The sequence below is a fragment of the Parafrankia sp. FMc2 genome (genome assembly GCF_041008525.1).
Classification (GTDB): domain Bacteria; phylum Actinomycetota; class Actinomycetes; order Frankiales; family Frankiaceae; genus Parafrankia.
Genome location: NZ_JBFLUG010000109.1, coordinates 1 through 25,994 on the forward strand (window position 1 = coordinate 1; position 25,994 = coordinate 25,994).

The following is a 25,994-nucleotide window of genomic DNA, read 5'->3' on the forward strand; positions in this document are numbered from 1 at the left end:
GCTCTGGTCACGAGGGCTCGGAGATGAGTATAAGAGACAACCCCCGGCACCACACCCCAACTCCGCACAAGCGCCAACAGCGCCACCTCCACCGCGAACAACGCCGGCTGCGCCCGACCCGTCACCCCCAACGCCTCACCGTCCCCGCCGAACACCACCTCCCGCACCGGCACATCCACATACCCGTCCAGCAGCTCACACACCTCGTCAAACGCCGCCGCGAACACCGGGAACGCCTCGTACAGACCCCGGCCCATCCCCAACCGCTGCGCACCCTGACCGGTGAACACCACACCCAACCGGCCCTCACCGGCGACACCCCGCACCACAGCCGCGGAGTCCGCACCCGCCACGACCGCTGCCAGGCCCGCATCCAGGCTCTCCGCGTCGCCGGCCAGCACCACCGCACGGTGTGGCAGCGATGCCCGCCCCGTCAGGGACAGGCCGATGTCGACCAGGCCCGGGCTGCTGCCGTCCGCCGAGCCGCCGACGGCGGCCCGCAGCCGCTCCGCCTGCCCGGCCAGCGCCGCCGGATCCGCCGCCGACAGCACCACCGGAACCACCGGAAGGCCGCGGCCGGGCACCCGCGCCGGCTCCGCGACGGCGTCGCCCTCCTCGAGGATGACGTGGGCGTTCGTGCCGCTGATCCCGAACGACGACACCGCCGCCCGCCGCGGACGGCCCTCCGCCGCCTCCCACAGCCGCGGCTCCACCAGCAGCGACACCGCACCCGCATCCCAGTCGACCTCCGCCGACGGGGCGTCCACGTGCAACGTCCGCGGCATCACCCCGCGGCGCATCGCCAGCACCATCTTGATCACACCGGCCACCCCCGCGGCCGCCTGCGCATGACCGATGTTCGACTTCACCGACCCCAGCCACAACGGCTGGCCCTCGGGCCGGCCCTGGCCATAGGTCGCGAGCAGCGCCTGCGCCTCGATCGGATCACCCAGCGTCGTCCCGGTGCCGTGGCCGTCCACGACGTCCACGTCGGCCAGGCCGAGCCGGGCGTTCGCCAGGGCCTGGCGGATCACCCGCTGCTGCGACGGGCCGTTCGGCGCCGTCAGGCCGTTGCTCGCCCCGTCCTGGTTGACCGCCGAACCGCGCAGCACCGCCAGCACCTGATGGCCGTTCCTCCGAGCGTCGGAGAGCCGCTCCACCAGGAGCATGCCGACACCCTCACCCCAGCCCACACCGTCCGCCGCCGACGCGAACGACTTGCAGCGGCCGTCCGCCGCCAGACCGCGCTGACGGGAGAAGGCGATGAACGTGTTCGGCGTCGACATCACCGTGACGCCGCCGGCCAGCGCGAGGTCACACTCGCCGGCGCGCAGCGCCTGCGCCGCCAGGTGCAGCGACACCAGGGAGGAGGAGCACGCCGTGTCGACCGTGACCGCCGGCCCCTCCAGACCGAACGTGTACGACACCCGGCCCGACGCGATGCTCCCGCCCGTCCCCATCGAGCCCTCGGACGCCTCCGCCGACTGGCCGAGGACGATCGCGTAGTCGTTGTACATCACCCCGACGAAGACACCGGTGCGGCTGCCGCGCACCGCGTCCGGCGCGACGCCGGCGTTCTCGAAGGCCTCCCAGGACGCCTCCAGCAGCAGCCGGTGCTGCGGGTCCGTCGCGACGGCCTCCCGCGGGCTGATCCCGAACAGCCCCGGGTCGAAGCTCGTCGCTCCGGTGAGGAACCCGCCCGCGCGGGTGTAGGACGTCCCCGGATGGTCCGGGTCCGGGTGGTAGAGCCCGTCGACGTCCCAGCCGCGGTCGGCGGGGAAGTCGCGGACACCGTCGCGCCCCTGCGCGACCAGATCCCACAGGGCCTCGGGCGAGTCGACGCCGCCCGGGTAGCGGCAGGCCATACCGACGATGGCGATCGGCTCCGTCGCGGCGTCCTCCGCACCGCGCAGCCGCTCGCGGGTCTCGTGGAGTTCGGCCGTGACGCGCTTCAGGAAATAGCGCAGCCGGTCGTCGTCGCTCATCGCGGTCTCGCCTCTCATGACTACGGCCGTACGTGGGGTGGTCTCGGGCGGATCAGGAGATCCCGAACTCCTTGCCGAGGAGGTCGAAGACCTCGTCGTCGCTTGCCGCGTCCAGCCGCTCCGCGAGGGCGACGCCTTCGTGCGCCGTGCCGGTGCCCGCACCGTTGCCACCGTTGCCGGCTTCGGTGCCGGCGAGCTGCCAGGACGCCAGCAGCCCCTGCAGGCGGGCGGTGACCTGGGCACGGTCCTCGGCCCCGGTCACCGTGCCGAAGGAGCCGGCCAGCCGGTCGAGCTCGGCGAGCAGCGGGACGACGGGCGAGACGTCCGCGGGGGCCAGCCGTTCACCGAGGTAGGCGGCGAGCGCCGCCGTGTTCGGATAGTCGAAGACCAGGGTGGACGGAAGCCGCAGGCCGGTGGCGGCGATCAGCCGGTTGCGCAGTTCGACGGCGGTCAGCGAGTCGAAACCGAGTTCGGTGAACGCCCGGCCGACGGGCACCGCGCCGGCCGAGGCGTGGCCGAGCACGCCGGCGACGTGGGCCCGCACGGTTTCGAGGACCAGCCGCTCCCGGTCCGCCGGAGAGAGGCCCGCGAGCCGCCCGCCGAGGGAGGGCCCGGCGGCGCCGGCCCCGGCCGCAGCACGCCCGGCCCGGCTGCCCTGGACGAGTTCGTCGAGCAGCGGCGGGAGCAGACCGCTGCCCGCCGCCGCGCGCAGCACGGCGACGTCGAGACCGAGCGGGGCCACCAGTCCGCGGCCACTCGACAATGCCGCGTCAAAGGCAGCCAGACCCTGCTCCACAGTCAGCGGAACAATGCCGCCCTGCCGCAGCCGCGCCAGCTCGCCTAGACCCAGAGACCCCCCCATTCCCCCCGCCGTGTCCCACAGGCCGAACGCCACCGACACCGCGTTCACACCCCGGCCCCGCAGCCATCCCGCGAAACCGTCCACAAACGTGTTCGCCGCCGCATACGCCGCCTGGCCCGCATTCCCCAACACACCCGCCGCCGACGAGAACACCACAAACGCCGACAGATCCGGACCGGAGGTGACCTCGAAGAGGTTCACCACCGCGTCGACCTTGGCCCGCAACACCGCCGTCACCCGCTCCGCCGACAACGACCCGACAAGACCGTCATCCACCACACCCGCCACCTGCACCACACCCGACACCGACTCGCCCGCAAGCAACGTCGCCACCGCATCCCGATCCGCCACATCACACGCCGCCACCCGCGCCTGTGCACCCAGGCCGACCAGCTCCGCCACCAGCTCAGCCGCACCCGGCGCCGCCGCACCCCGACGCGACACCAGCAGCAGATCCGACACCCCGTGCGCCCTCACCAGATGACGCGCCACCACCGCGCCCAGCGTGCCCGTACCACCGGTCACCACCACCGTGCCCGTGCCGAAAGTCCCGCCGGCGGTGCCCCCGCCGGCAGCCGCACCATCGCCGGCCCCGTCCACCGCCGGACGCGCCGCGGGAACAGGCAGCCGGACGAGGCGAGGTACCAGCAGCCGGCCGTCACGCACCGCCACCTGCGCGAGATCCACCGCGGCCACGGCGGCCAGCGCGGCGGCGCCGTCCCCGGTCGGGGCATCGAGGTCGAGATCGAGGTCGAGGTCGAGGTCGAGGTCGAGGTCGAGGTCGAGGTCAACCAGGTGAATCCGGTCGGGGAACTCGGACTGCGCCGTGCGCGTCAGCCCCCACAGTCCCGCGTCGACCACACCCGGGGCCGGGCCGTCGGCGCCCACCGTCACGGCCCCCCGGGTCACGACCATCAGCCGGCTCTGGGCCCAGCGGGCATCCGCCGACCACTCCTGCAGCAGGCCGAGCAGGGCGACCACCCGATCGCGGGCCGCGTGCGCGGACACGGTGCCGGCGGTGCCCGCGACTACTTCCTCGCCCAGCTCCGCCTCGCCTGGTGTGGGCTCCGCGGGCAGGGTGCAGTCCACGACCAGGATCTCTGCCGGCTCCGGCAGCGGCGCGCCCAGGAGCACCCGGGCCCAGCCCGGTCCGTAGCCACCCGAGCCGTCTGGCCCGTCGGACGTCGCCGCGGCACCCGCCGGCCCGGTGACGGGGATGCCCCGGTCGATCCAGTCGAGGCCGTAGAGAAGATCGTCCGCCGGCGAGCCGGCGACCGCGGCGCGCAGGGCGAGCGCCGACACCTCGGCGACCGGCAGGCCCGACTCGTCGGCGAAGGTGACCTGGACGGTGTCCGTACCGGGGGCCGCGCCGATCCGGACCCGCAGCGGCCCGCCGGTCGGGCCGAACACCCGCAGCCCGGTGAACGCGAACGGGATCCGCACCCCGCCACCGGCCGGCAGCAGGCCGCCGGCGGCGATCGCGTGCAGCGCCGCGTCGAACAGCGCGGGATGGATCCCGAACCCGGTGCCCAGCTCGTCGGTCGCGACCTCGGCGAAGACCTCCGAGGACGTCCGCCACACCCGCCGCAGGCCCTGGAAGGCCGGCCCGTAGGCGAGCCCGGCGGCCTCGGTGACCAGGTAGAAGTCGGTGATGTCGATCTCGTCGGCACCCTGGGGCGGCCAGGTGACCAGCGGGCTCGCCGGCGCCGCCGCGGCGTCGTCGCTGCCGCCCGTGGCGAGCTGACCCGAGGCGTGCAGCACCCAGGGCTCCTCCGGGCCGGACCGTGCGTGCACGGTCACCGCACGGCTCCCGGGCATCCCGGGCTGCTCCTCCACGGTGGGCGGGGCGATGGTGACCCGGAGCTGGATGTCGCCCCGCTGCGGCAGGGCGAGCGGGACGTGCAGCAGCAGCTCCTCCAGCACCGGCAGGCCGGCGCCGATGCCGGCGGCGAGTGCCATCTCGGCGAAGGCCGTCCCGGGGACGAGGACGCGGCCGAACACGGTGTGGTCGGCGAGCCAGGGGTGGGCCGCGGTGGACAGCGCACCCGTGTAGACCACGGCGGACGATCCGGGGACGTCGACGGCAGCCCCGAGCAGCGGATGGCCGGTGGCCTCCAGGCCGAGGCCGGTGGCGTCGCCGGTGCCGCCCGGGCGGGGCCGCGGCCAGTAGCGGTCGCGGCGGAAGGCGTAGGTCGGCAGGTCGACGCGGGACGCGCCGGTGCCGGCGAACAGCGCCGGCCAGTCGACGGCGGTACCGGCGACGAACAGGCGCCCGAGCGCGGCAAGCAGGGATGTCGGCTCGTCGTGGTCCCGACGCAGGGCGGGGACAGCGACCAGGTCGGGAGCCGCGTCCTGGGCCATGGCGGTCAGCACCGCGTCGGGCCCCAGTTCCAGCAGCCGGGTGACGCCCTGCTCCGCCAGCGCGCGGACGGCGTCGGCGAACCGGACCGGGCGGCGCACCTGCTCCACCCAGTAGCCCGGGTCCGACCACTGCCCGCGGGCCGGCGCGCCGTTCACCGTCGAGACACCGGCGACGGACGGCTCGCGGAACCGAAGCCCGCGGACGACCTCGTCGAACTCGGCAAGCATCGGTTCCATGAGCGCGGAGTGGAAGGCATGGCTGACCGCGAGCCGGTTGCAGCGCCAGCCCCGCTCGGCGGCCAGGTCGGCGGCGCGGTCGAGCTGCGCGGCCGGCCCGGCCAGCACCACGGAGGTCGGCCCGTTCACCGCGGCGACGTCCAGGTCGAGGCCCAGGCCCGCCTCGTCGAGGGCGGCGGTCAGGTCGGGTTCGGCGGCCTGGACGGCGAGCATGCCGCCGCCGGTGGGCAGGGCCTGCATCAGCCGCCCGCGGGCGGCGACGAGAGCGGCCGCGTCGGCGAGGTCGAGCACCCCGGCGGCGTACGCGGCGGTGATCTCGCCGATCGAGTGGCCGGCCACCGCGTCGGGGCTGATCCCCCAGCTGCGGACCAGCGCCAGCAGCGCGACCTCGACCGCGAACAGCGCCGGCTGGGCGTAGCCCGTCCGCGTCAGCAGCTCGGCGTCGCCCGCGGCCTCGACCGCGGCCTCACCCGCGGACCCACCGAGCAGCGCGTGCAGCGGGCGGTCGAGGTGGACGTCGAGCAGCGCGCAGACCTCGTCGAAGGCGGCTGCGTAGGCCGGGAAGGCGGCGTACAGGCCCAGCCCCATGCCCAGGCGCTGGGCACCCTGCCCGGTGAACACGATGCCGAGCCGGGACGGGCCGACCTCCCCGGTCACGACCGGCACCGAGCCCCGGGGGGCCGGGGCGTGGACGGCGGCATCCGGCGAGGCGACGAGGGTGGTGAGGCCGGCGAGGAGGTCGTCCTCGCCGGCGGCGACCACGACAGCGCGGTGGCGCAGCGCCGCGCGGGCGGCGAGCGTGCGGCCGATGCCGGCCACCGGAATGCGTCCCGGCTGCGCGGTGAGCGCGTCACACAGGCGGGCGGCCTGCCCGGCGAGCGCCTCCGGGTCCGCCGCGGCGAGCACGATCGGGAGGGCCGGGAGCGTCTCCGGGCCCGCCGGCTCCGGGCCCGCGGGTTCCGGCGCGGGCGCGGCCTCGGGGGCTGCTTCGAGGATGACATGGGCGTTGGTGCCGCTGATGCCGAAGGACGAGACGCCGGCCCGGCGGGGACGGAGGTCGTCCGGCCAGGGGCGGGCGGCGGTGAGGAGTTCCACGGCGCCGTCGGCCCAGTCGACCTGGGGGGTCGGCGTGTCCACGTGCAGGGTGGGTGGCAGGACGCCGTGCCGCATCGCCTCGATCATCTTGATGACGCCGGCGGCGCCGGCGGCGGCCTGGGCGTGGCCGATGTTCGACTTGATGGAGCCGAGCCACAGCGGGCGGTCCGCCGGCCGGTCGCGGCCGTAGGTCGCCAGCACCGCCTGGGCCTCGATCGGGTCACCGAGCCGGGTGCCGGTGCCGTGCGCCTCGACGACGTCGACGTCCGCCGGTGCCAGCCGGGCGCTGGCCAGCGCGGCCCGGATGACCCGCTGCTGCGACGGCCCGTTCGGTGCCGTGATCCCGTTGCTGGCCCCGTCCTGGTTGACGGCGCTGCCACGTACGACCGCCAGCACGGGATGACCGAGCCGCTGGGCGTCGGAGAGGCGTTCGACGAGCAGGACGCCGGCGCCCTCGGCCCAGCTGGTGCCGTCGGCGGCGGCGGCGAAGGACTTGCAGCGGCCGTCGGGCGCCATGCCGCGCTGCCGGGAGAAGCCGATGAAGGTGTTCGGGGTCGCCATGACCGTGACGCCGCCGGCCAGCGCCAGCTCGCACTCGCCGGCGCGCAGCGCCTGGGCCGCCAGGTGCAGGGCCACCAGCGACGACGAGCAGGCCGTGTCGACGGTGACGGCCGGGCCCTCCAGGCCGAACGTGTACGCCAGCCGGCCGGAGGCGAGGCTGCCGCCGGTGCCGAGCAGGCCCTCCGCATCCTCACCGGAGGCGCCGAGAACGAGCGAGTAGTCGGTGTTCATCATGCCGACGAAGACGCCGGTGCGGCTGCCGCGCACGGCCGAGGGGTCGAGGCCGGCGCGCTCGAACGCCTCCCAGGAGACCTCCAGCAGCAGGCGGTGCTGCGGGTCCATGGCGAGGGCCTCGCGGGGGCTGATCCCGAACAGGCCGGGGTCGAACTCGGCGGCCTCGGCCAGGAAGCCGCCCGCCCGGGTGTAGGACGTCCCGGGATGGTCGGGGTCGGGGTGGAACAGGGTGTCGAGGTCCCAGCCGCGGTCGGGAGGGAAGTCCCCGATGCCGTCACGGCCGGTGGCGACGAGCTCCCACAGCTCCTCCGGCGAGGTGACGCCGCCGGGGAACCGGCAGGCCATCCCGACGACGGCGATCGGCTCGCCCGCGGCGAGGCCCGCCGCCGACCCGGCCGCGCCGGCCGCGAGGGTCCCGCCGGCCGCACCGGACCCGCCGGACAGGGCGTCCGTGCCGGCCGGGTCGGCGGAGAGGTCGGTGAGTTCCCCGTCGATGTACGTGGCCAGGGCGGCGACGTTCGGGTAGTCGAAGACCAGGGTGGACGGCAGGCGCAGCCCGGTCACCGTGACGAGGCGGTTGCGCAGCTCCACCCCCGTCAGCGAGTCGAAGCCGAGTTCGCGGAAGGCCCGTTCGACGTCGACGGCCTCCGGGTCGGCGTGGCCGAGCACGGCCGCGACCTGTGCCCGCACGGTCGCCTCGACGACCCGGCGCCGGTCCGCCGCGGACAGGCCCGCGAGCCGCCGGTCGAGACCGGAACCCCCACCGGCGGCGCCGCCGGCACTCCGGGTGCCGGGTGCGCGGACGAGTCCGTGGAACAGCGGCGGCAGCATGCCGGCGCCGGCGGCGCCGCGCATCGCGGTGAGGTCGAGGCGCAGCGGCGCCAGCACGGCGGGGGCGGCCGACAGGGCGGCGTCGAAGGCGGCGAGGCCCTCGTCGGGCGTGAGCGCACGGATGCCGCCGCGGTGCATGCGCACCCGGTCGCTCTCGGAGAGGCCGGCGCCCATGCCGGTCTCGGTGTCCCACAGGCCCCAGGCCAGCGACGTGGCGGCCAGGCCGAGGGCGCGGCGGTGGGCGGCGAAGGCGTCCAGGAAGGTGTTGGCCGCCGCGTAGTTCGCCTGCCCCGGGCTGCCGAGAACACCGGAGATCGAGGAGAACAGGACGAAGGCGTCGAGGTCGGTCCCGGCGGTGGCCTGGTGCAGGTGCACCGCCGCGTCGACCTTGGCCCGCAGGACGGCGTCCAGCCGTTCGGGGGTCAGCGAGGCGAGCAGGCCGTCGTCGAGCACACCGGCGGCGTGGACGACGGCGCGGACGTCCACCCCGGCGAGCGCACGGTCGACCTGCTCGCGGTCGGCGACGTCGCACGACACCAGCCGCACCCGCGTGGCACCGGCGTCGGTCAGCTCCGCGCGCAGCTCCTCGGCGCCGGGCGCGGCCGGGCCGCGGCGGGACAGCAGCAGCAGGTCCCGCACCCCACGCTCGCGGACGAGGTGGCGCGCGACCAGCGCGCCGAGCGTCCCGGGCGCGCCGGTGACGACGACGGTGCCCTCGGACGTCCACCGGCGGGGCAGGACGAGGATGTTCTTGCCGACGTGGCGGGCCTGGCTGACGAACCGGAACGCCTCCCGCGCCTCGCGCAGGTCCCAGGCCCGCAGCGGCAGCAGCCGCAGCGCGCCGCGCGCGAAGAGGGCCAGCAGCTCGGTGAGCATCTCGCCGATGCGGTCCGGGCCGGCCTCCATCAGGTCGAAGGCCTGGTAGCCGACGCCCGGGTGGCGGGCGGCGAGGTCGGCCGCGTCGCGCACGTCGGTCTTGCCCATCTCGACGAACCGCCCGCCGGGGCCCAGCAGGCGCAGCGACGCGTCCACGAACTCGCCGGTCAGCGAGTTCAGGACGACGTCGACGCCGCGGCCGTCCGTCGCGGCGCGGAACCGCTGTTCGAAGTCGGTGTCCCGGGACGAGGCGACCGCGGGAGCGTCGAGGCCGAACTGGCGCAGGACCGGCCACTTGACCGGGCTGGCCGTGCCGAGCACCCGCGCGCCCAGCTGCCCGGCGATCTGCACCGCCGCCATGCCGACGCCACCGGCGGCGGCGTGCACCAGCACCGACTCGCCCGCCCGGACCCCGGCGAGATCGACCAGGCCGTAGTAGGCGGTCAGGAACACCATCGGCACCGACGCGGCCTGCGTGAACGACCAACCGGCCGGGATGGGCGCGAGCATCCGCTGGTCGGTGACGGTCCGCGGGCCGAAGCCATCCGTGAACAGGCCGAACACCCGGTCGCCGGGCGCCAGGCCCGTCACCCCGGGGCCGACCTCGAGGACGACGCCGGCGCCCTCGGAGCCCATCGCCAGCGGAACCTCGCTCGGGTACATCCCCAGCGCGATCAGCACGTCACGGAAGTTCAGCCCGGCCGCCCGCACCGCCACCCGCACGGTGCCCGCGGCGAGCTCACCGCCCGCGGTCTCGTCGGCCCGCAGCCGGAGCCCTTCCAGGGTGCCGTCCGGGGAGGCGGTGAGCCGCCAGTCCAGGGCGGTGGGCGGTACCAGGCCCCCGCCGGCCGCCCCGGCGGCTGAAGCGTTGGTGCCGGCCGGCGTGGCCGCGGCGGCTGGCCTGCCCAGACGCGGCACGGTCACCACGCCCGCGCGGACGGCGGCCTGGGGCAGGTCGGCGGCGACGAGCGCCGGCAGGACGCCCCAGTGGCCCGCCGCCGGGTCGAGGCGGTCCAGGTCGGCCTGGTCGAGGTCCACCAGGTGGAGGCGGTCGGGGTACTCGGACTGCGTGGAGCGGACCAGCCCCCACAGCGCCGCGTCCGCGATTCCCGGCACGGCCTCGCCGGGGCCGGTGGCGACGGCCTCGCGGGTGAGCACCACCAGCCGCCGGTCCGCCCAGTGGGGATCGGCGAGCCAGGTCTGGAGGGTCCCGAGCAGGAGACGGGTCCGTGCGTGGACGGCGTCCGCCAGCGGGGCAGGGCCGGTCTGCCGGTTGTCGCCCGTCTCCCGGCCGGTGCAGTCGAGGACGAGCACCGGAGCCGGCTCCGGCAGCGCGGCGCCGAGCACCGCCGCCACCCAGCCGTCCGCCGCACCGGAGGCGCCGGCCGCATCAGGGGCAGCCGCGTCAGGGGCCGTGGGCAGCGGCCGGGCGAGCCATTCCACGGGGTGCAGCAGGTTCTCGCCGGCAGTGCCCGGGGCCAGCTGGTCGGCCGACACCGGCCGCAGCGTCAGACCGGCGACCTCGGCGACGGGCAGCCCGGACGTGTCCGCGAACGCCAGCCGCACTGTCCGCGAACCGTGCGAACCGGTGGTGCCCGAACCGGCCGTCTCCGACCCGGCGGCTCCCGAACCGGCCGTCGCGAGGCGGACGCGGAGCACCCCGCCCGAGGGCCCGCCCGTGCCGGCGCCGGCGGCGTCGAAGACGCGGACCCCGGAGAACGCGAAGGGCAGCCGCACGGCGCCGTCGGGCAGCAGGCCACCCAGGCCGGCGGCGTGCAGCGCGGCGTCGAACGGAGCCGGGTGCAGCGCGAAACCGCCGGCGGCGTCGGCCGTCTCGGCGGCGACCTCGGCGAACACCTGGGAGCCCCGGCGCCACACCCGCCGCAGCAGGCGGAAGGCCGGGCCGTAGGCCAGACCGGTGTCGGCGAGGTCGTCGTAGAAGCCGTCCACCGACAGTTCCGTGGTGTCGGGGCCGTCCGGCGGCCAGGCGACCATTGCCGGGTCCACCGGCGGTTCGTCCTCGGCGTCGGCGGTCAGGGTGCCGGTGGCGTGCAGCGTCCACGGCTCGTCGTCGTCGCCGGCCGTGTCGGGCCGGGAGTGCAGCGCGAACCCGCGCCGCCCGCCGTCGGGCTCGTCGACGACGACCCGGATCTGGACGCCGGACCGCTCCGCCAGCCGCAGCGGCGTCCGCAGGACGAGCTCGTCCACCACCGGCGCGCCGGCGCGGGTGCCGGCGGTCAGCGCCAGCTCGACCAGCGCCGTGCCGGGGACGACGACCGTGCCCAGCACGACATGGTCGGCGAGCCACGGATGGGTCTGCACCGACAGCCGGCCGGTGAGCACCACCGACGCCGAGTCGGGCAGGTCGACGAGCGCGCCGAGCACCGGGTGCCCGGTGGCGGCCAGGCCGAGCTCGGCGGGGTCGCCCATGCGCCTGCGGCCGGGGGTGGCCACCGGCCAGAACCGCAGGCTCTGGAAGGCGTAGGTCGGCAGGTCGGCCCGCCCGGCGCCGGTGCCGTCGAACACCGCCGGCCAGGCGACCGGACGTCCCGCGGCGAAGACCCGGGCCGCGGCGGCCAGCACGGAGACGGCCTCGTCGTGGTCGCGGCGCAGCGCGGGGACGGCGACCGCGTCCGCCACGCAGTCACCCACCATCGCGGTAAGGACGGCGTCCGGGCCGATCTCCAGGAACTGGGTCGGTTCCGCGGCGGCGAGGGTCTCCACGGCGGCCGCGAAGCGGACCGGGCGGCGGACCTGGGCGACCCAGTAGCCGGGGTCGGTCCACTCGTCCTGCACGGGTTCGCCGGTCACCGTCGACACCGCCGGCAGCCGTGGCGCGGCGAACCGCAGGCCGGCGACGACGGCCGCGAACTCGTCGAGCATCGGCTCCATCAGCGCCGAGTGGAAGGCGTGGCTCACCTTGAGCCGGTTCGTCCGCCAGCCGCGCCCGGCGGCGAGCACCGCCGCCTCGTCGATCGCCGCGGCGGGGCCTGCGAGCACAACCGAGGTGGGGCCGTTGACCGCGGCGAGGTCGAGGGCGATCCCGGCCGCGGCGAGGGCGTCCGTCACCTCGGTCTCGGCGGCGGCGACGGCGAGCATCGCGCCTCCGGCCGGGAGGGCCTGCATGAGCCGCCCGCGGGCAGCCACCAGCGCCGCGGCGTCGGCGAGATCCAGCACACCGGCCGCGTAGGCGGCGGTGACCTCGCCGATCGAGTGGCCGGCGACGACGTCCGGGGTGATTCCCCAGGAACGCAGCAGCGCCAGCAGCGCGACCTCGACGGCGAACAGCGCCGGCTGGGCGTGGCCGGTCGCGTCCAGGTGGTCCGGTTCGGTGTCGATGACGGTGCGCAGCGGCCGGTCGAGGTGACCGTCGAGCAGGGTGCACACCTCGTCGAGGGCCGCCGCGTACACCGGGAAGACGGCGGCGAGGCGGTTGCCCATGCCGAGCCGCTGCGCGCCCTGGCCGGTGAACAGCAGCGCCAGCCGCCCGTCCCGGGCCGTCCCCACGAAGCACTGCGCGGCACCGGCACCGGCACCGGCACCGGCAGCAGCACCAGCGGTGTCGCCAGCGGCGAGTGCGTCCAGGTCGGCGAGGATGTCCTGCGGGGTCGTGCCGAGCAGGACGGCGCGGTGCGTCAGCGCCGCCCGGCCGCCGAGCGCGCGGGCGACGTCCAGTGCCACCGCCGCCGCGGGTCGCTCCGACGGCTGGGTCGTGAGCAGTGTGCGCAGCCGCGCGGCCTGCCCGGCCAGGGCGGCGGGGTCGTGGGCGGAGAGCACGAACGGGAGGCGGGGCAGCACGGCGGTGACCGGCGCGGTGTCGTCCGCGGGGGCGGCGGGCGGCTCCTCGATGATCACGTGGGCGTTGGTGCCGCTGATCCCGAACGACGAGACGCCGGCGCGGCGCGGCCGGTCGGACCGCGGCCACGGGCGGGCGGCGGTGAGCAGCTCGACGGCACCGCCGGCCTCGGCCCAGTCGACCTGGGTGGTGGGTGCGTCGACGTGCAGGGTCGCGGGCAGCGTGCCGTGGCGCAGGGCCAGGACCATCTTCATGATCCCGGCGGCGCCGGCGGCGGCCTGGGTGTGTCCCAGGTTCGACTTCACCGAACCGAGCCACAGCGGCTGGTCCGCGGGGCGTTCCCGCCCGTAGGCGGCGATCAGCGCCTGCGCCTCGATCGGGTCGCCGAGAGTGGTGCCGGTGCCGTGCGCCTCGACGGCGTCGACGTCCGCCGGTGCCAGCCGGGCGCTGGCCAGCGCGGCCCGGATGACCCGCTGCTGGGACGGCCCGTTCGGCGCGGTGATGCCGTTGCTGGCCCCGTCCTGGTTGACGGCGCTGCCGCGCACCACCGCCAGCACCGGATGGCCGAGCCGCTGGGCGTCGGAGAGGCGCTCGAGGAGCAGGATGCCGGCGCCCTCGGCCCAGCTGGTGCCGTCGGCGGCGGCGGCGAAGGCCTTGCAGCGGCCGTCGGCGGCGAGGCCGCGCTGGCGGCTGAACTCGACGAACGCGCCCGGGGTCGCCATGACGGTGACGCCACCGGCCAGCGCGAGGTCGCATTCGCCGCCCCGCAGTGCCTGCGCCGCCAGGTGCAGGGCCACCAGCGCCGACGAGCAGGCCGTGTCGACGGTGACGGCCGGGCCCTCCAGGCCGAAGGTGTAGGCGAGCCGGCCGGAGACGAGGCTGCTGGCGCCCGCGGCGCTCATGTAGCCCTCGGCGTAGTCCGCCGCCTGCCCGATGACCGCCGCGTAGTCGCTGGAGAGCACGCCGGCGAACACCCCGGTGCGACTGCCGCGCAGGGTGGTCGGGTCGATGCCGGCCCGCTCGACGGCCTCCCAGGAGATCTCCAGCAGCAGGCGCTGCTGCGGGTCCATGACGAGGGCCTCGCGCGGGCTGATGCCGAAGAAGTCCGCGTCGAAGGTGGTGGCGGCGGGGACGAACCCGCCTTCGCGCACGTAGGACGTCCCGGGGTGGTCGGGGTCGGGGTGGTACAGGCCGTCGACGTCCCAGCCGCGGTCGGTCGGGAAGGGGGTGATGCCGTCTCGGCCGTCGGCGAGCAGGCGCCACAGGTCGTCCGGGCTGTCGACGCCGCCCGGCAGCCGGCAGCCCATCCCGACGATGGCGATCAGCTCGTCGCCGGTGCCCGGGCCGGCCGGCGGCGGCGCGACCGTCCCGGCGGTCCCGGTCCCGGCGGCCCTGGCCCTGGCGCCGGCCGCGGCGGAGTCGGCGGTGCCCGTGGAGTCGCCGTCGCCGAGGAGTTCGCGGCGGAGCTGCTCGGCGAGGGCGCGGGGCGTCGGGTAGTCGAAGGTGAGGGTCGCCGGCAGCCGCAGGTCGGTCGCGACCGTGAGCCGGTTGCGCAGCTCGACGGCGGTCAGCGAGTCGAAGCCGAGCTCGCTGAAGGCCCGGGCGGGCGCGACGGCGTCGCCGGAGGCGTGGCCGAGCACAGCGGCGGCCTGCGCGCGGACCAGGTCGAGCAGCAGCCGGTCCTGGTCGGGGGCGGACCGGCCGGTGAGGCGTGCCAGCAGTGTCGTACCGGTGAGGCCGGAGGCGGCGGCCCTGCGGGCGGGCGGCCCGGCGAGGCCGCGCAGCAGCGGCGGCAGGCCCGGGTCGTCCCGGCGGGCGCGCAGCATGGCGGTGTCGAGGCGGATCGGGACGAGCAGCGGGCGTTCGTGCCCGACGGCCCGGTCGTAGAGGGCGAGCGCCTCGGCCGCCGGCAGGGCACCGATGCCGCCCCGGTGCATGCGCAGCCGGTCGGCGTCGGTCAGGTCGGCGGCCATGCCGGCGTCGATGTCCCACATGCCCCAGGCCAGCGACGTCGCCGGCAGCCCGAGGGCGCGGCGGTACGCGGCGAAGGCGTCCAGGAAGGAGTTCGCCGCCGCGTAGTTCGCCTGCCCCGGGCTGCCGAACACCCCGGAGACCGAGGAGAACATGACGAACGCGTCGAGGTCCGCACCGGCGGTGGCCTCGTGCAGGTTCACCACCGCGTCGACCTTCGCCCGCAGCACGGCGTCCAGCCGTCTCGGGGTCAGTGCTCCGACGAGACCGTCGTCGACCACGCCCGCCACGTGCACGACGGCGCGGACGTCCACGCCGGCGAGCGCGCGGTCGACCTGGTCGCGGTCGGTGACGTCGCACGACACCAGCCGCACCCGCGCGCCGGCCTCGGTGAGCTCCGACCACAGCTGCTCGGCACCGGGGGCCGAGGACCCACGCCGCGACAGCAGCAGCAGGTCGCGCACCCCGTGTTCGTGGACCAGGTGCCGGACGAGCGGCGCGCCGAGCCCCCCGGTGGCGCCGGTGACGACGACCGCGCCCTCGCGGCGGGCCGGCCGGGGCAGGACCAGCACGTTCTTGCCGATGTGACGGGCCTGGCTGACGAAACGGAACGCCTCGCGCGCCTCCCGGACGTCCCACGCCCGCAGCGGCAGCAGCCGCAGCACACCGCGGTCGAACAGGCCGAGCAGCTCCGCGAGCATCTCCCCGATGCGCTCGGCGCCCGCCTCGAACAGGTCGAAGGACCGGTAGCCCACACCCGGGTACCGCTGGCCGACGTCGGCTGTGTCCCGCAGGTCGGTCTTGCCCATCTCGACGAGACGCCCGCCGGGGCCGAGCAGGCGCAGGGACGCGTCCACGAACTCGCCTGCCAGCGAGTTCAGGACGACGTCCACGCCGCGCCCGTCCGTCGCCGCGCGGAACCGCTCCTCGAAGCCGGTGTCCCGCGACGAGGCGACCTCCGCCTCGCCGAGGCCGAGCTCGCGCAGCACCGGCCACTTGCCGGCGCTGGCCGTCCCGAGGACCCTCGCCCCGAGGTGGCCGGCGACCTGCACCGCCGCCATGCCCACCCCGCCGGCGGCCGCGTGCACCAGCACCGACTCACCGGCCCGCAGCCCGGCCAGATCGACCAGTGCGTAGTACGCCGTCAGGAACACCACGGGCACCGACGCGGCCTGCGCGAACGACCAGTCGCACGGCACCGGCGCGAGCAGCCGCTGGTCGGTCACCACCTCGGGGCCGAACGCGCCCTCGAACAGGCCGAACACCCGGTCGCCGGGCGCCAGGCCCGTCACCCCCGGGCCGACCTCGACGACCACGCCCGCGCCCTCGGACCCCATCGGCAGCGCCACCGCGCTCGGGTACATCCCGAGCGCGATCAGCACGTCGCGGAAGTTCAGTCCCGCCGCCCGCACCTCGACCCGCACCATGCCGTCGGCCAGCGTCCCGCCGGCACCGCCCGGGACGTCGCCGCCGTGGCCTTCGGGCACTTCGAGGACTTCGGGCACTTCGAGGACCTCGGGGGCCTCGGGGGCCTCGGGGGCCTCGAGGACCTCGAGGACCTCGAGGGCGAGGCCCTCCAGCGTTCCGCCGGGATCGGCGGCGAGGCGCCACGGCTGGCCGGTCCCGGGCAGCCGCAGGCCGGCGTCCGCGGACACCCGCCCGAGGCGGGGCACGAACACCTCCCCGGCGCGCAGGTGCGCCTGCGGTTCCCCGGCGGCGAGCAGCGCCGGCAGCAGCGCCCAGGACGCCGGGTCGCCGTCGACGTCCACGATCGTGACCCGCCGCGGGTGCTCCGCCTGGACCGAGCGCAGCAGGCCCCACACGGCGGCGTGGGTCGGGTCGGTGACCCGGTGGCCCAGCGGACCGAGCAGGGCGCCGCCGGTGGCGACGACCAGGCTGGTCGCGGCGAGACGCTCGTCGGCGAGCCAGCGCTGGACGAGCGTCAGCACCCGCCGGGTCGCCGCGCCGACGGCGCGGTGGTCGACGAACCCGGTGTCGGTGCCGCCGATGGCGGTACCGGACGTGTCGTCGGCGGCGGAGGTGCAGTCGAGCACGACGGTGGCGGGGGCGGGCGTCACCTCGGCGTCGAGGGCGGCGACGAGCGCGTCGAGGTCGGGCAGGTTCCGCACGGGCAGGTCCGCGGGGACCCGACCGGGCACGGCGCCGAGCACGACCCAGCTGGTGTCCGGGGGCCCGGTCGCGGGCAGCCGCGGGTCGGTCCAGTCGACGGCGAACAGCGACCGGTCGGCCTCTGCGGACGCGGCCCGCAGACGATCCGCGGTCACCGGGCGCAGTGCCAACTCGCGGACGGTCACCACCGGGGCGCCGGTCTCGTCCGTGGCGACGAGCCCGAGCCGGTCAGGGCCGGCGGGCCTCAGCCGCACCCGCAGCGCGGTGGCGCCGACGGCCCGCAGGTCCACTCCCGACCAGGAGAAGGCCATCCGTGCCAGCGGCGGCGCGCCGCCCGCCTCGCCGGTGCCACCCGTGCCCGGCGCGGCCGGTGAGCCCAGGACGCCGGCCGCGAGGGCGACGCCGTGCAGGGCCGCGTCGAGCAGGGCGGGATGCAGCCGGAACCCGGCGGCGTCGGCGGAGTCGCCCTCGGGCAGCCGCACCTCGGCGTAGACGTCGTCACCAGCGCTCCAGGCGGCGGCCAGCCCGCGGAACGCCGGGCCGTACCCGAAGCCGACGTCGGCGAGGAGCTCGTAGAAACCGTCCAGCGGCAGCGGAACCGCCCCGGCCGGCGGCCACTGCGCCCTGTGGGCGTCCGGTCCGCCCGCGGCGGCCCCAGCGCCGTCGGCGGCGTCGGGCCTGCTGGCATCGGCGCTGCTGGCATCGGCGCCAGTGCTGTCGTCGGGGCCGGCAGCCGGGCCGAGCAGGCCGGTGGCGTGCAGGGTCCACGGCTCGTCGGCGAGGGCCGTCTCCGGCCGGGAGTGGATCGTCACCGGGCGCGCGCCGTGCGCGTCGGCGGGGCCGGTCACCACCTGCAGCGCCACCCCGCCGGACGCCGGCACCGGCAGCGGCGCCTGTGCGGTCAGCTCCGCCAGGACGGGGGCGCCGACCTGCTCGCCGGCGCGCAGCGCCAGCTCCACCATGGCGGTGCCGGGCAGCACTGCCGTCCCGAGGACGGCGTGGTCGGCGAGCCACGGATGGGTCTGCACCGAGATCCGGCCGGTGAAGACCGTCCCGTCGGCGTCGGCCAGTGCCACCGCGGCGGCGATCATCGGATGTTCCGTGGCCACCAGGCCGAGGCCGGCGGCGTCCAGCAGCGGGAGGACGTCGGCCTCGGGCCAGAAGACACGGTGCTGGAAGGGGTAGGTCGGCAGGTCGATCCGCCGCGCCCCGCTGCCCGCGTACAACGCGCTCCAGGTGACGGCCGCGCCGTGGGTGTGCAGCCGGCTGACCGCGGTGAGCAGGGTGTGCACCTCGTCGCGGTCGCGGCGCAGGCTCGCCGCGCACAGCCGGTCGACCGGGTCGGGCAGCGCGCCCTCGGTCATCGCGGTCAGCGTCGCGTCCGGGCCGACCTCCAGGTAGCGGACCGCCCCGAGGCCGTCGAGGGCGGTGACCGCGTCGGCGAAGCGGACGGGGCGGCGCACCTGGTCCACCCAGTAGGCCGGATCCGTCCACTGGCCGGGGCGGACGGCCTGGCCGGTGACGGTGGAGACGGCACCCAGCGTCGGCTCGGTGAACCGCAGGCCACCCACGACGGTCTCGAACCGGGCGAGCATCGGCTCCATCAGCGCCGAGTGGAACGCGTGGCTGACCCGCAGCCGGTTGGTGCGCCACCCGCGCGCCTTCGCGAGCTCGGTGAACGCGTCGACGGCCGTGGCATCACCGGAGAGGACGACGGCCCGCGGTCCGTTGACCGCCGCGATGTCGAGCACCGGCCGGCCGTCGGCACCGGGTGCTACGTCGAGTGCCGCCAGCGCGTCCGCCACGGCGTCCGCGACCTCGGCCTCGGTGGCCTGGACGGCGAGCATCGCCCCGCCGTCCGGCAGCGCCTGCATCAGCCGGCCGCGGGCGGCGACGAGGGCGGCGGCGTCCGCCAGGTCGAGCACGCCGGCGGCGTGGGCGGCCGCGACCTCGCCGATGGAGTGGCCCGCGACGAGGTCGGGGGTGATGCCCCAGCCGCGCAGTGTCGCCAGCAGCGCCACCTGCAGCGCGAAGATCGCGGGCTGGGCGTTCCCGGTGCGGTCGAGCAGCTTCGGCGGGCCGTTCAGGATGTCGCGCAGCGGCAGTTCGAGGTGCGGGTCCAGGTGCGTGGCGACCTCGTCGAGCGCCGCGGCGAACTCGGGGAGGCGGGCGGCGAGCTGGCGGCCCATCTCCGGGCGCTGGCTGCCCTGGCCGGTGAACAGCAGCGCGAGCCGACCGCGGGACGCCACACCGTGCAGGAGGCCGACGCCCGGCTCGTCGACGGCGAGCGCCGCGAGCCCCTGCGCGAGGGTCTCGCGGTCACCGGCGAGGATGACCGCCCGGTGTTCGAAGACCGCCCGGCCGCTGGCCAGCGACCAGCCGAGATCCGCGAGGCCGAGCTCGGGACGGTCCTGGACGTGGGTGAACAGCTGCTGCGCCTGGGCGCGCAGCGCGTCGGCGTCGCGCGCGGAGAGCACGATCGGCAGCGGCCCGTCCACCGCGGTGTCCGTTGTGGTGTCCGTTGTGGTGTCCGCCGCGGTGGTGACGGTGGTGACGGTGCCGGCCGCCGGGGCATCGTCGTGGCGACCGGCACCGGTCCCGATGGCCCCCGCCGGTGCGTCGTCGGCCGGGGGCGCCTCCTCGATGATCATGTGGACGTTGGTGCCGCTCACCCCGAAGGACGAGACCCCGGCGCGGCGCGGGCCGGCGCCCGGCGCCCACGGCTGGGCGTCGTGGAGCAGCCGGACGGCCCCCGCCGACCAGTCGACGTGCGGGCTGGGCTCCTCGGCGTGCAGCGTCTTCGGCAGGACGCCGTACCGCATCGCCAGAACCATCTTCATCACCCCGGCGACGCCGGCGGCGGCCTGGGTGTGCCCGATGTTCGACTTCACCGAGCCGAGCCAGAGGGGCTGTTCGGCGGGCCGGTCCTGCCCGTAGGTGGCGAGGATCGCCTGGGCCTCGATCGGGTCACCGAGCCGGGTGCCGGTGCCGTGCGCCTCGACGACGTCGACGTCGGCCACGGCGAGGCGGGCGTTGGCCAGCGCCTGCCGGATCACCCGCTGCTGCGACGGCCCGTTGGGGGCGGCGAGGCCGTTGCTGGCGCCGTCCTGGTTGACGGCGCTGCCGCGGATCACCGCCAGCACCGGATGGCCGAGCCGGCGGGCCCGGGAGAGCCGTTCGAGCAGCAGCAGCCCGGCGCCCTCGGCGAGCCCGAAGCCGTCGGCGCTGGCCGCGAACGCCTTGCACCGCCCGTCCGCGGCGAGGCCGCGCTGGCGGCTGAACTCGGTGAACGCACTGGGGGTCGTCATCACGGTCACACCGCCGGCCAGCGCCAGGGCGCACTCGTCGGAGCGCAGCGCCTGGGCGGCCAGGTGCAGGGCGACCAGCGACGAGGAGCAGGCGGTGTCGACGGTGAGCGCGGGCCCCTCCAGGCCGAGCGCGTAGGAGATGCGGCCGGAGATGACGGCCGCGGTCGTCCCGGTCACCAGGAAGCCCTCGGCGGCCTGGACGGAGCCGCCGACGAGCCGGGTGTAGTCCTGGTTGTTGGAGCCGACGAAGACGCCGGTGCGGCTCCCGCGCAGTGAGGACGGGTCGATGCCGGCGCGTTCGAACGCCTCCCAGGCGACCTCCAGCACCAGCCGCTGCTGCGGGTCCATCGAGAGGGCCTCACGCGGGCTGATCCCGAAGAACGCGGCGTCGAACTTCCCGGCGCCGGCGAGGAATCCGCCTTCGGAGACGTAGCTGGCGCCGGGCTGGTCGGGGTCGGGGTGGTACAGGGAGTCGAGATCCCAGCCCCGGTCGTCCGGCGGGCGGCTGACCCCGTCCTGGCCCTGGTAGACGAGGCGCCACAGGTCGTCCGGGGAGGTCACGCCGCCCGGGTAGCGGCAGCCCATGCCGACGATCGCGATCGGCTCCGACTCGGCCGACTCCGCCGCGCGCAGCCGCTCCCGTGTCTGGTGCAGGTCGGCGGTCACCCGCTTGAGATAGTCGAGGAGCTTCTCGTGATCCGCCATCTCAAGGCCTCACCAGAGTCGGGTCGCCGGACTGCGGCGTCTACCGGAAGCGAACGAATTACACCCGCGCCGCACCGGTTCTGACAACACCGCGGACCCGCCGAAAGTATAAAGAACGACTTCCCGCGACAACCCCTAGGCGGCCCCTAGCAATACCGGACGGGGCTTTCAGGAAACACCCAGCTCATTGTCGATGAAGCTGAATATCTCGTCGGCGCTGGCCTGCTGCAGTTTATCCGTGACGGACGCTTCCGCGGCCGGATCCGGGGATTCCGCGGAGTCCACCGAATCCGTCCATCTCGACAGCAGGCCGCGCAGGCGCATGGTGATGCGCAGGCGGGCCGCCTCGTCCGCGTCACCAGCGCCGGCCAGGACGGATTCCACTTGGTCCAGACCGGCCATAATCGTTTCCGTCGCGTTCACGGAACCGTCACCCAACAGCGTACGGACGAACTGTGCGACCGCCACCGGCGTGGGATGGTCGAACACAAGTGTGGCCGGCAGCGTGAGACCGGTGGCGGCCCGCAGCCGGTTCCGGAAGTCGACCGCCGTGATGGAGTCGAAGCCGAATTCCCGGAACGGCCGGGCGGGATCGATCGCGGTGGCGTCGGGGTAGCCCAGCACGACGGCGGCATGGTCGCGTGCCAGCTCCACGAGAATCTGCTGGTGCTCCCCGGCGGGTGCCGCGGCGAGCCGGTGCCGCAGCGCCGCCCCCGCGTCGGTGTCCGCCTCCCGGGCCGAGGCCGGTTCGGCCGCCCGCAGCCGGCGCACGGCCGGCAGCTCCTCGATCAGCGGGCGGCGCCGCGAGATCGTGAACGCGGGCGCGAAGACCGACCAGTCGACGTCCGCGACGGCGAGGAACGTCTCCCCCGCCCCGACCGCCTGGCCCATCACCGTGATCGCGGCGTCCGGCTCCATGGGCCGCAGGCCGCGGCGGCGCATGTACTCCTCGCCACCGGTCTGCGCCGCCATCCCGTCACCCGCCCACAGACCCCAGGCGACGGACGTCACCGGCAGGCCACGGTGGCGGCCCTGTTCGGCGAGGGCGTCGAGGGCGGCGTTGGCGGCGGCGTAGCTGCCCTGCCGCGCGCTGCCCCACACCCCGGCGTTGGACGAGAAGAGCACGACCGCGTCGAGGTGTTCCGGGTCGAGCAGTTCCAGCAGGTGGGCGGCCCCGGCGACCTTGCCGGAGCGGGTGTCCGCCAGCTCCTCGGCGGTGGCGTCGGCCAGCAGGCCCGGGGTGAGCGTCCCGGCGGCGTGGATCACCGAGCGCACCGGCTCACCGGCCGCGGCGAGCCTGTCGAGCAGCGCGGCGAGCTGGGTGCGGTCCGCGGCGTCGCAGGCCGCGACGGTCACCCGCGCGCCGAGCCCGGCCAGTTCCGCGGCCAGTTCCGCCGCGCCCGGCGCGGACTCGCCGCGGCGACTGGTGAGCACCAGGTGCCCGGCGCCCTGACCGGCAGCCCACCGGGCGACGTGCCCGCCCAGCGCCCCGGTTCCGCCGGTGACGAGCACGGTGCCGCGCGGCTGCCAGCCGGGCGTCCCGGCCTGGGCCGGGGCGGGCACCAGCCGGCGGACCAGGATCGCGTTCTCCCGGACCGCGACCTGGTCCTCCCCGTCCTTTCCGTCCTTCGCCGCGGTGCCGTCCGTGCCGGCCAGCCCGGCCAGGACGGCCGCGACCCGGCCGGCGGTCCTGGCGTCGCGGGCGGCGGGCAGGTCGAGCAGACCACCCCAGCGCTCGGGATGTTCCAGGCCGATCACCCGGCCCAGGCCCCACACCTCGGCACCGTCCACCGCCGCCGGGGCATCGCCTGCGGCAGCGTGGACGGCACCCTCGGTGACGATCCACAGTGGGGCGTCGAACCCGGCGTCCGCCAGCGCCTGCCCGACCAGCAGGGTGCCCTCCACGGCGGCAGGCGCACTGCCGCTGCCGCTGCCGCTGCCGCTGCCGTCGATCGTGCCCGCGTCACCGCTGGCGGCGCCGTCGGCGAGGTCCGCGGCGCGCAGTGCGAGCAGGGACAGGACGCCGGCCGGCGGCTCGGGATGCGTCCAGAGCTGCCGCACCCGTGCCGCCAGCTCCGCGGGATGCTCCCTGTCGGCCACCGTGAGCTGCTCGGTGCGGGCCCCGTGGCCGTGCACAACCTCCACCAGCCAGTCGGCGGCGGTGGGCGTCCCGTCCTCGGGCAGGAGGACCAGCCAGGTGCCGCCGAGGCGCGCCGGTTCCGGCTCGGCCAGCGGATGCCAGGCCACCCTGAACCGCCAGGCGTCCAGTCGGGAACGCTCCGCGGTACCGCGGCGCCAGCGCGCGAGCGCGGGCAGGACGTCGTCCAGCGCGTCCTCGCCGAGACCGAGCTCGGCGGCCAGCGCCGGTGCGTCACCGGTGGCCACGGCGGCCCAGAAGGCGTCCCCGGACTCCGCCGTGCCCGCGCTCCGGGCACCGGCGTCGGCCGGGGCGTCCGCGTCGTCCGCGCGGCCGTCGGTGAGCCAGAAACGCCGGTGCTGGAACGCGTACGTCGGCAGCTCGCTCAGGTGCCGCGCCGGCGGCCCGGGGAAGTGCGCGGCCCAGTCGACCGCGATGCCGCTGACGTGCGCCTCGGCCAGGGTGCGGACGAGCCGCTGCGGGTCGTCCGCGTCGCGGCGCAGGGTGCCGACCGTGGACACGTCCGGGATGCCGGCGGCCTCCACGACGTCCTGCATCGGGGCGGTGAGGACGGGATGGGCGCTGATCTCCACGAAGTGCCGGTAGCCGTCGGCGAGGAGCCGTTCCAGCGCGCGGGCGAAGAGCACCGGCTGGCGCAGGTTGTCGTACCAGTAGGCCCCGTCGTGGGTGCCGCCGTCTGCGGGCAGGTCCATCGGGGCGCCGGTCACCGTGGAGTACCAGGGGACCCGGCCGGCGCCGATCCGGGTCGGGACGAGCTCGGCGAGGACCCGCTCCCGCACGGCCTCGACCTGGGCCGAGTGGCCGGCCACGCTGGAGCGGACCCGGACCGCGCGGATGCCGTCCCGCTCGCACCGGGCGATGACCGCCTCGGCGGCGTCGACGGCCCCTGCCACGATCACCGACCCCGGCCCGTTGACCGCGGCCACCTCCAGGCGCCCGGCGTGCTCGGCCAGCCACTGTTCGACCCGGTCGAGCGGGGCGGCCACCGACAGCATCATCCCGGCGCCGGCCAGGCCGGCCAACGCCTGGCTGCGCAGCGCCACCACCCGCGCGGCGTCGGAGAGCGAGACGGCGCCGGCGACGCACGCGGCCGCGATCTCACCCTGCGAGTGGCCGACGACCGCCGCGGGCCGCACACCGTACGACTCCCACCAGGCCGCCAGCGACACCATCACGGCGAACAGCACCGGCTGCACGACGTCGATCAGTTCCAGCGACGGTGCGTCCGGTTCCTGGCGGAGCACCCGCTCCACGGAGAAGTCGACGAACTCGGCCAGCGCCGCGTCGCACTCCCGCAGCCGCGCGGTGAACACGGGCGAGGTGTCGAGCAGGCCGGCGGCCATCCCGGCCCACTGCCCACCCTGACCGGGGAAGACGAACACGACACCGCCGGCGGGCCCGGCCGTGCCGGTGACGACGCCGGCCGACGGCTGCCCCTCGGCCAGCGCCGTCAGTCCCGCCGGTTCCAGCGCGACGGCCCGGTGTTCCAGGGTCGCCCGGCGCAGCAGCGCCCGGCCGACGGTGGCGGGGGCGAGCCCGGGCCGATCCCGCAGGAACGCGGCGAGCCGCGCCGCCTGGCCGCGCAGGCCCGCCGCGTCCCGCGCCGCGAGCACCAGCGGCACGACAGCCGGCTCGGCCGGCATCCCGTCGGCCGCGTCGGACGCCGGCTCGGCGGCGGCCTGTTCGAGGATGATGTGCGCGTTCGTCCCGCTGATGCCGAAGGACGAGACGGCGGCGCGGCGCGGGCGGTCCAGCTCCGGCCAGTCGCGTTCCTCGGTCAGCAGCTCCACCGCACCGGACGTCCAGTCGATGTGCGGCGACGGGGCGTCCACGTGCAGCGTGCGGGGCAGCACACCGTGCCGCAGCGCCATCACCATCTTGATCATTCCGGCGACGCCGGCGGCGGCCTGCGTGTGGCCCAGGTTCGACTTGACCGACCCTAGCCACAGCGGACGTCCCTCGGCCCGGCCCTGGCCGTAGGTGGCGAGCAGCGCCTGCGCCTCGATCGGGTCACCCAGGCGGGTTCCGGTGCCGTGCGCCTCGACCACGTCGACCGCGGCCGGGGGCAGGCCGGCGTCGGCGAGGGCCGCGCGGATCACCCGCTGCTGGGACGGGCCGTTGGGGGCCGTCAGCCCGTTGCTCGCCCCGTCCTGGTTCACCGCGGTGCCCCGCACCACCGCCAGCACCTCATGACCGAGCCGACGCGCGTCACTGAGCCGCTCCACCAGCAGCACCCCGGCACCCTCGGACCAGCTCGCGCCGTCGGCGGCGGCCGAGAACGGCTTGCAGCGGCCGTCCGAGGCCATCCCGCCCTGGCGGGTGATCTCGACGAAGGTGTCCGGGTTCGCCATCACCGACACCCCACCCGCCACCGCCAGATCACACTCACCACGCCGCAACGACCCCACCGCCAGATGCAACCCCACCAACGACGACGAACACGCCGTGTCCACCGTCACCGCCGGACCCTCCAACCCGAACACATACGCCACCCGCCCCGACACCACACTCCCCGACGTCCCCGTCGCCAAATACCCCTCCACACCCTCAGGAACAACCACCAACCGCGACCCATAATCGTGATACATCAACCCCGCGAACACACCCGTCCGCGAACCCCGCAACCCCAACGGATCCAACCCCGCCCGCTCGAACACCTCCCAACACACCTCCAGAAACAAACGCTGCTGCGGATCCATCGCCAACGCCTCACGCGGCGAAATCCCAAACAACCCCGCATCAAACCCCGCCGCCCCGTACAGAAAACCACCCGCCCGCACAAAATCACCCGCGACATCCCACCCACGATCCACCGGGAACGGACCCACCGCGTCCACCCCCACCCACACAACCCCCCCCACCCCCCCCCGCCACCCCACCCCAC

At 76.0% G+C, this 25,994-nt stretch carries 3 protein-coding genes; all 3 read right to left on the reverse strand.

Translation table 11 applies throughout. The annotated features are described in order from the left end of the window. On the reverse strand, positions 1–2,156 hold a 2,156-nt coding region (locus AB1460_RS27135; RefSeq protein WP_420497381.1), incomplete at its 3' end, for a type I polyketide synthase. Continuing rightward, on the reverse strand, positions 2,038–20,913 hold the full coding sequence (locus tag AB1460_RS27140; protein WP_420497383.1) for an SDR family NAD(P)-dependent oxidoreductase: 18,876 nt from the start codon (positions 20,911–20,913) through the stop codon (positions 2,038–2,040). The genes AB1460_RS27135 and AB1460_RS27140, both read right to left, overlap by 119 nt. Positions 20,914–21,120: 207 nt before the next feature. Next, the coding region (locus AB1460_RS27145) for a type I polyketide synthase (protein ID WP_420497382.1) at positions 21,121–25,994 on the reverse strand (4,874 nt) is incomplete at its 5' end.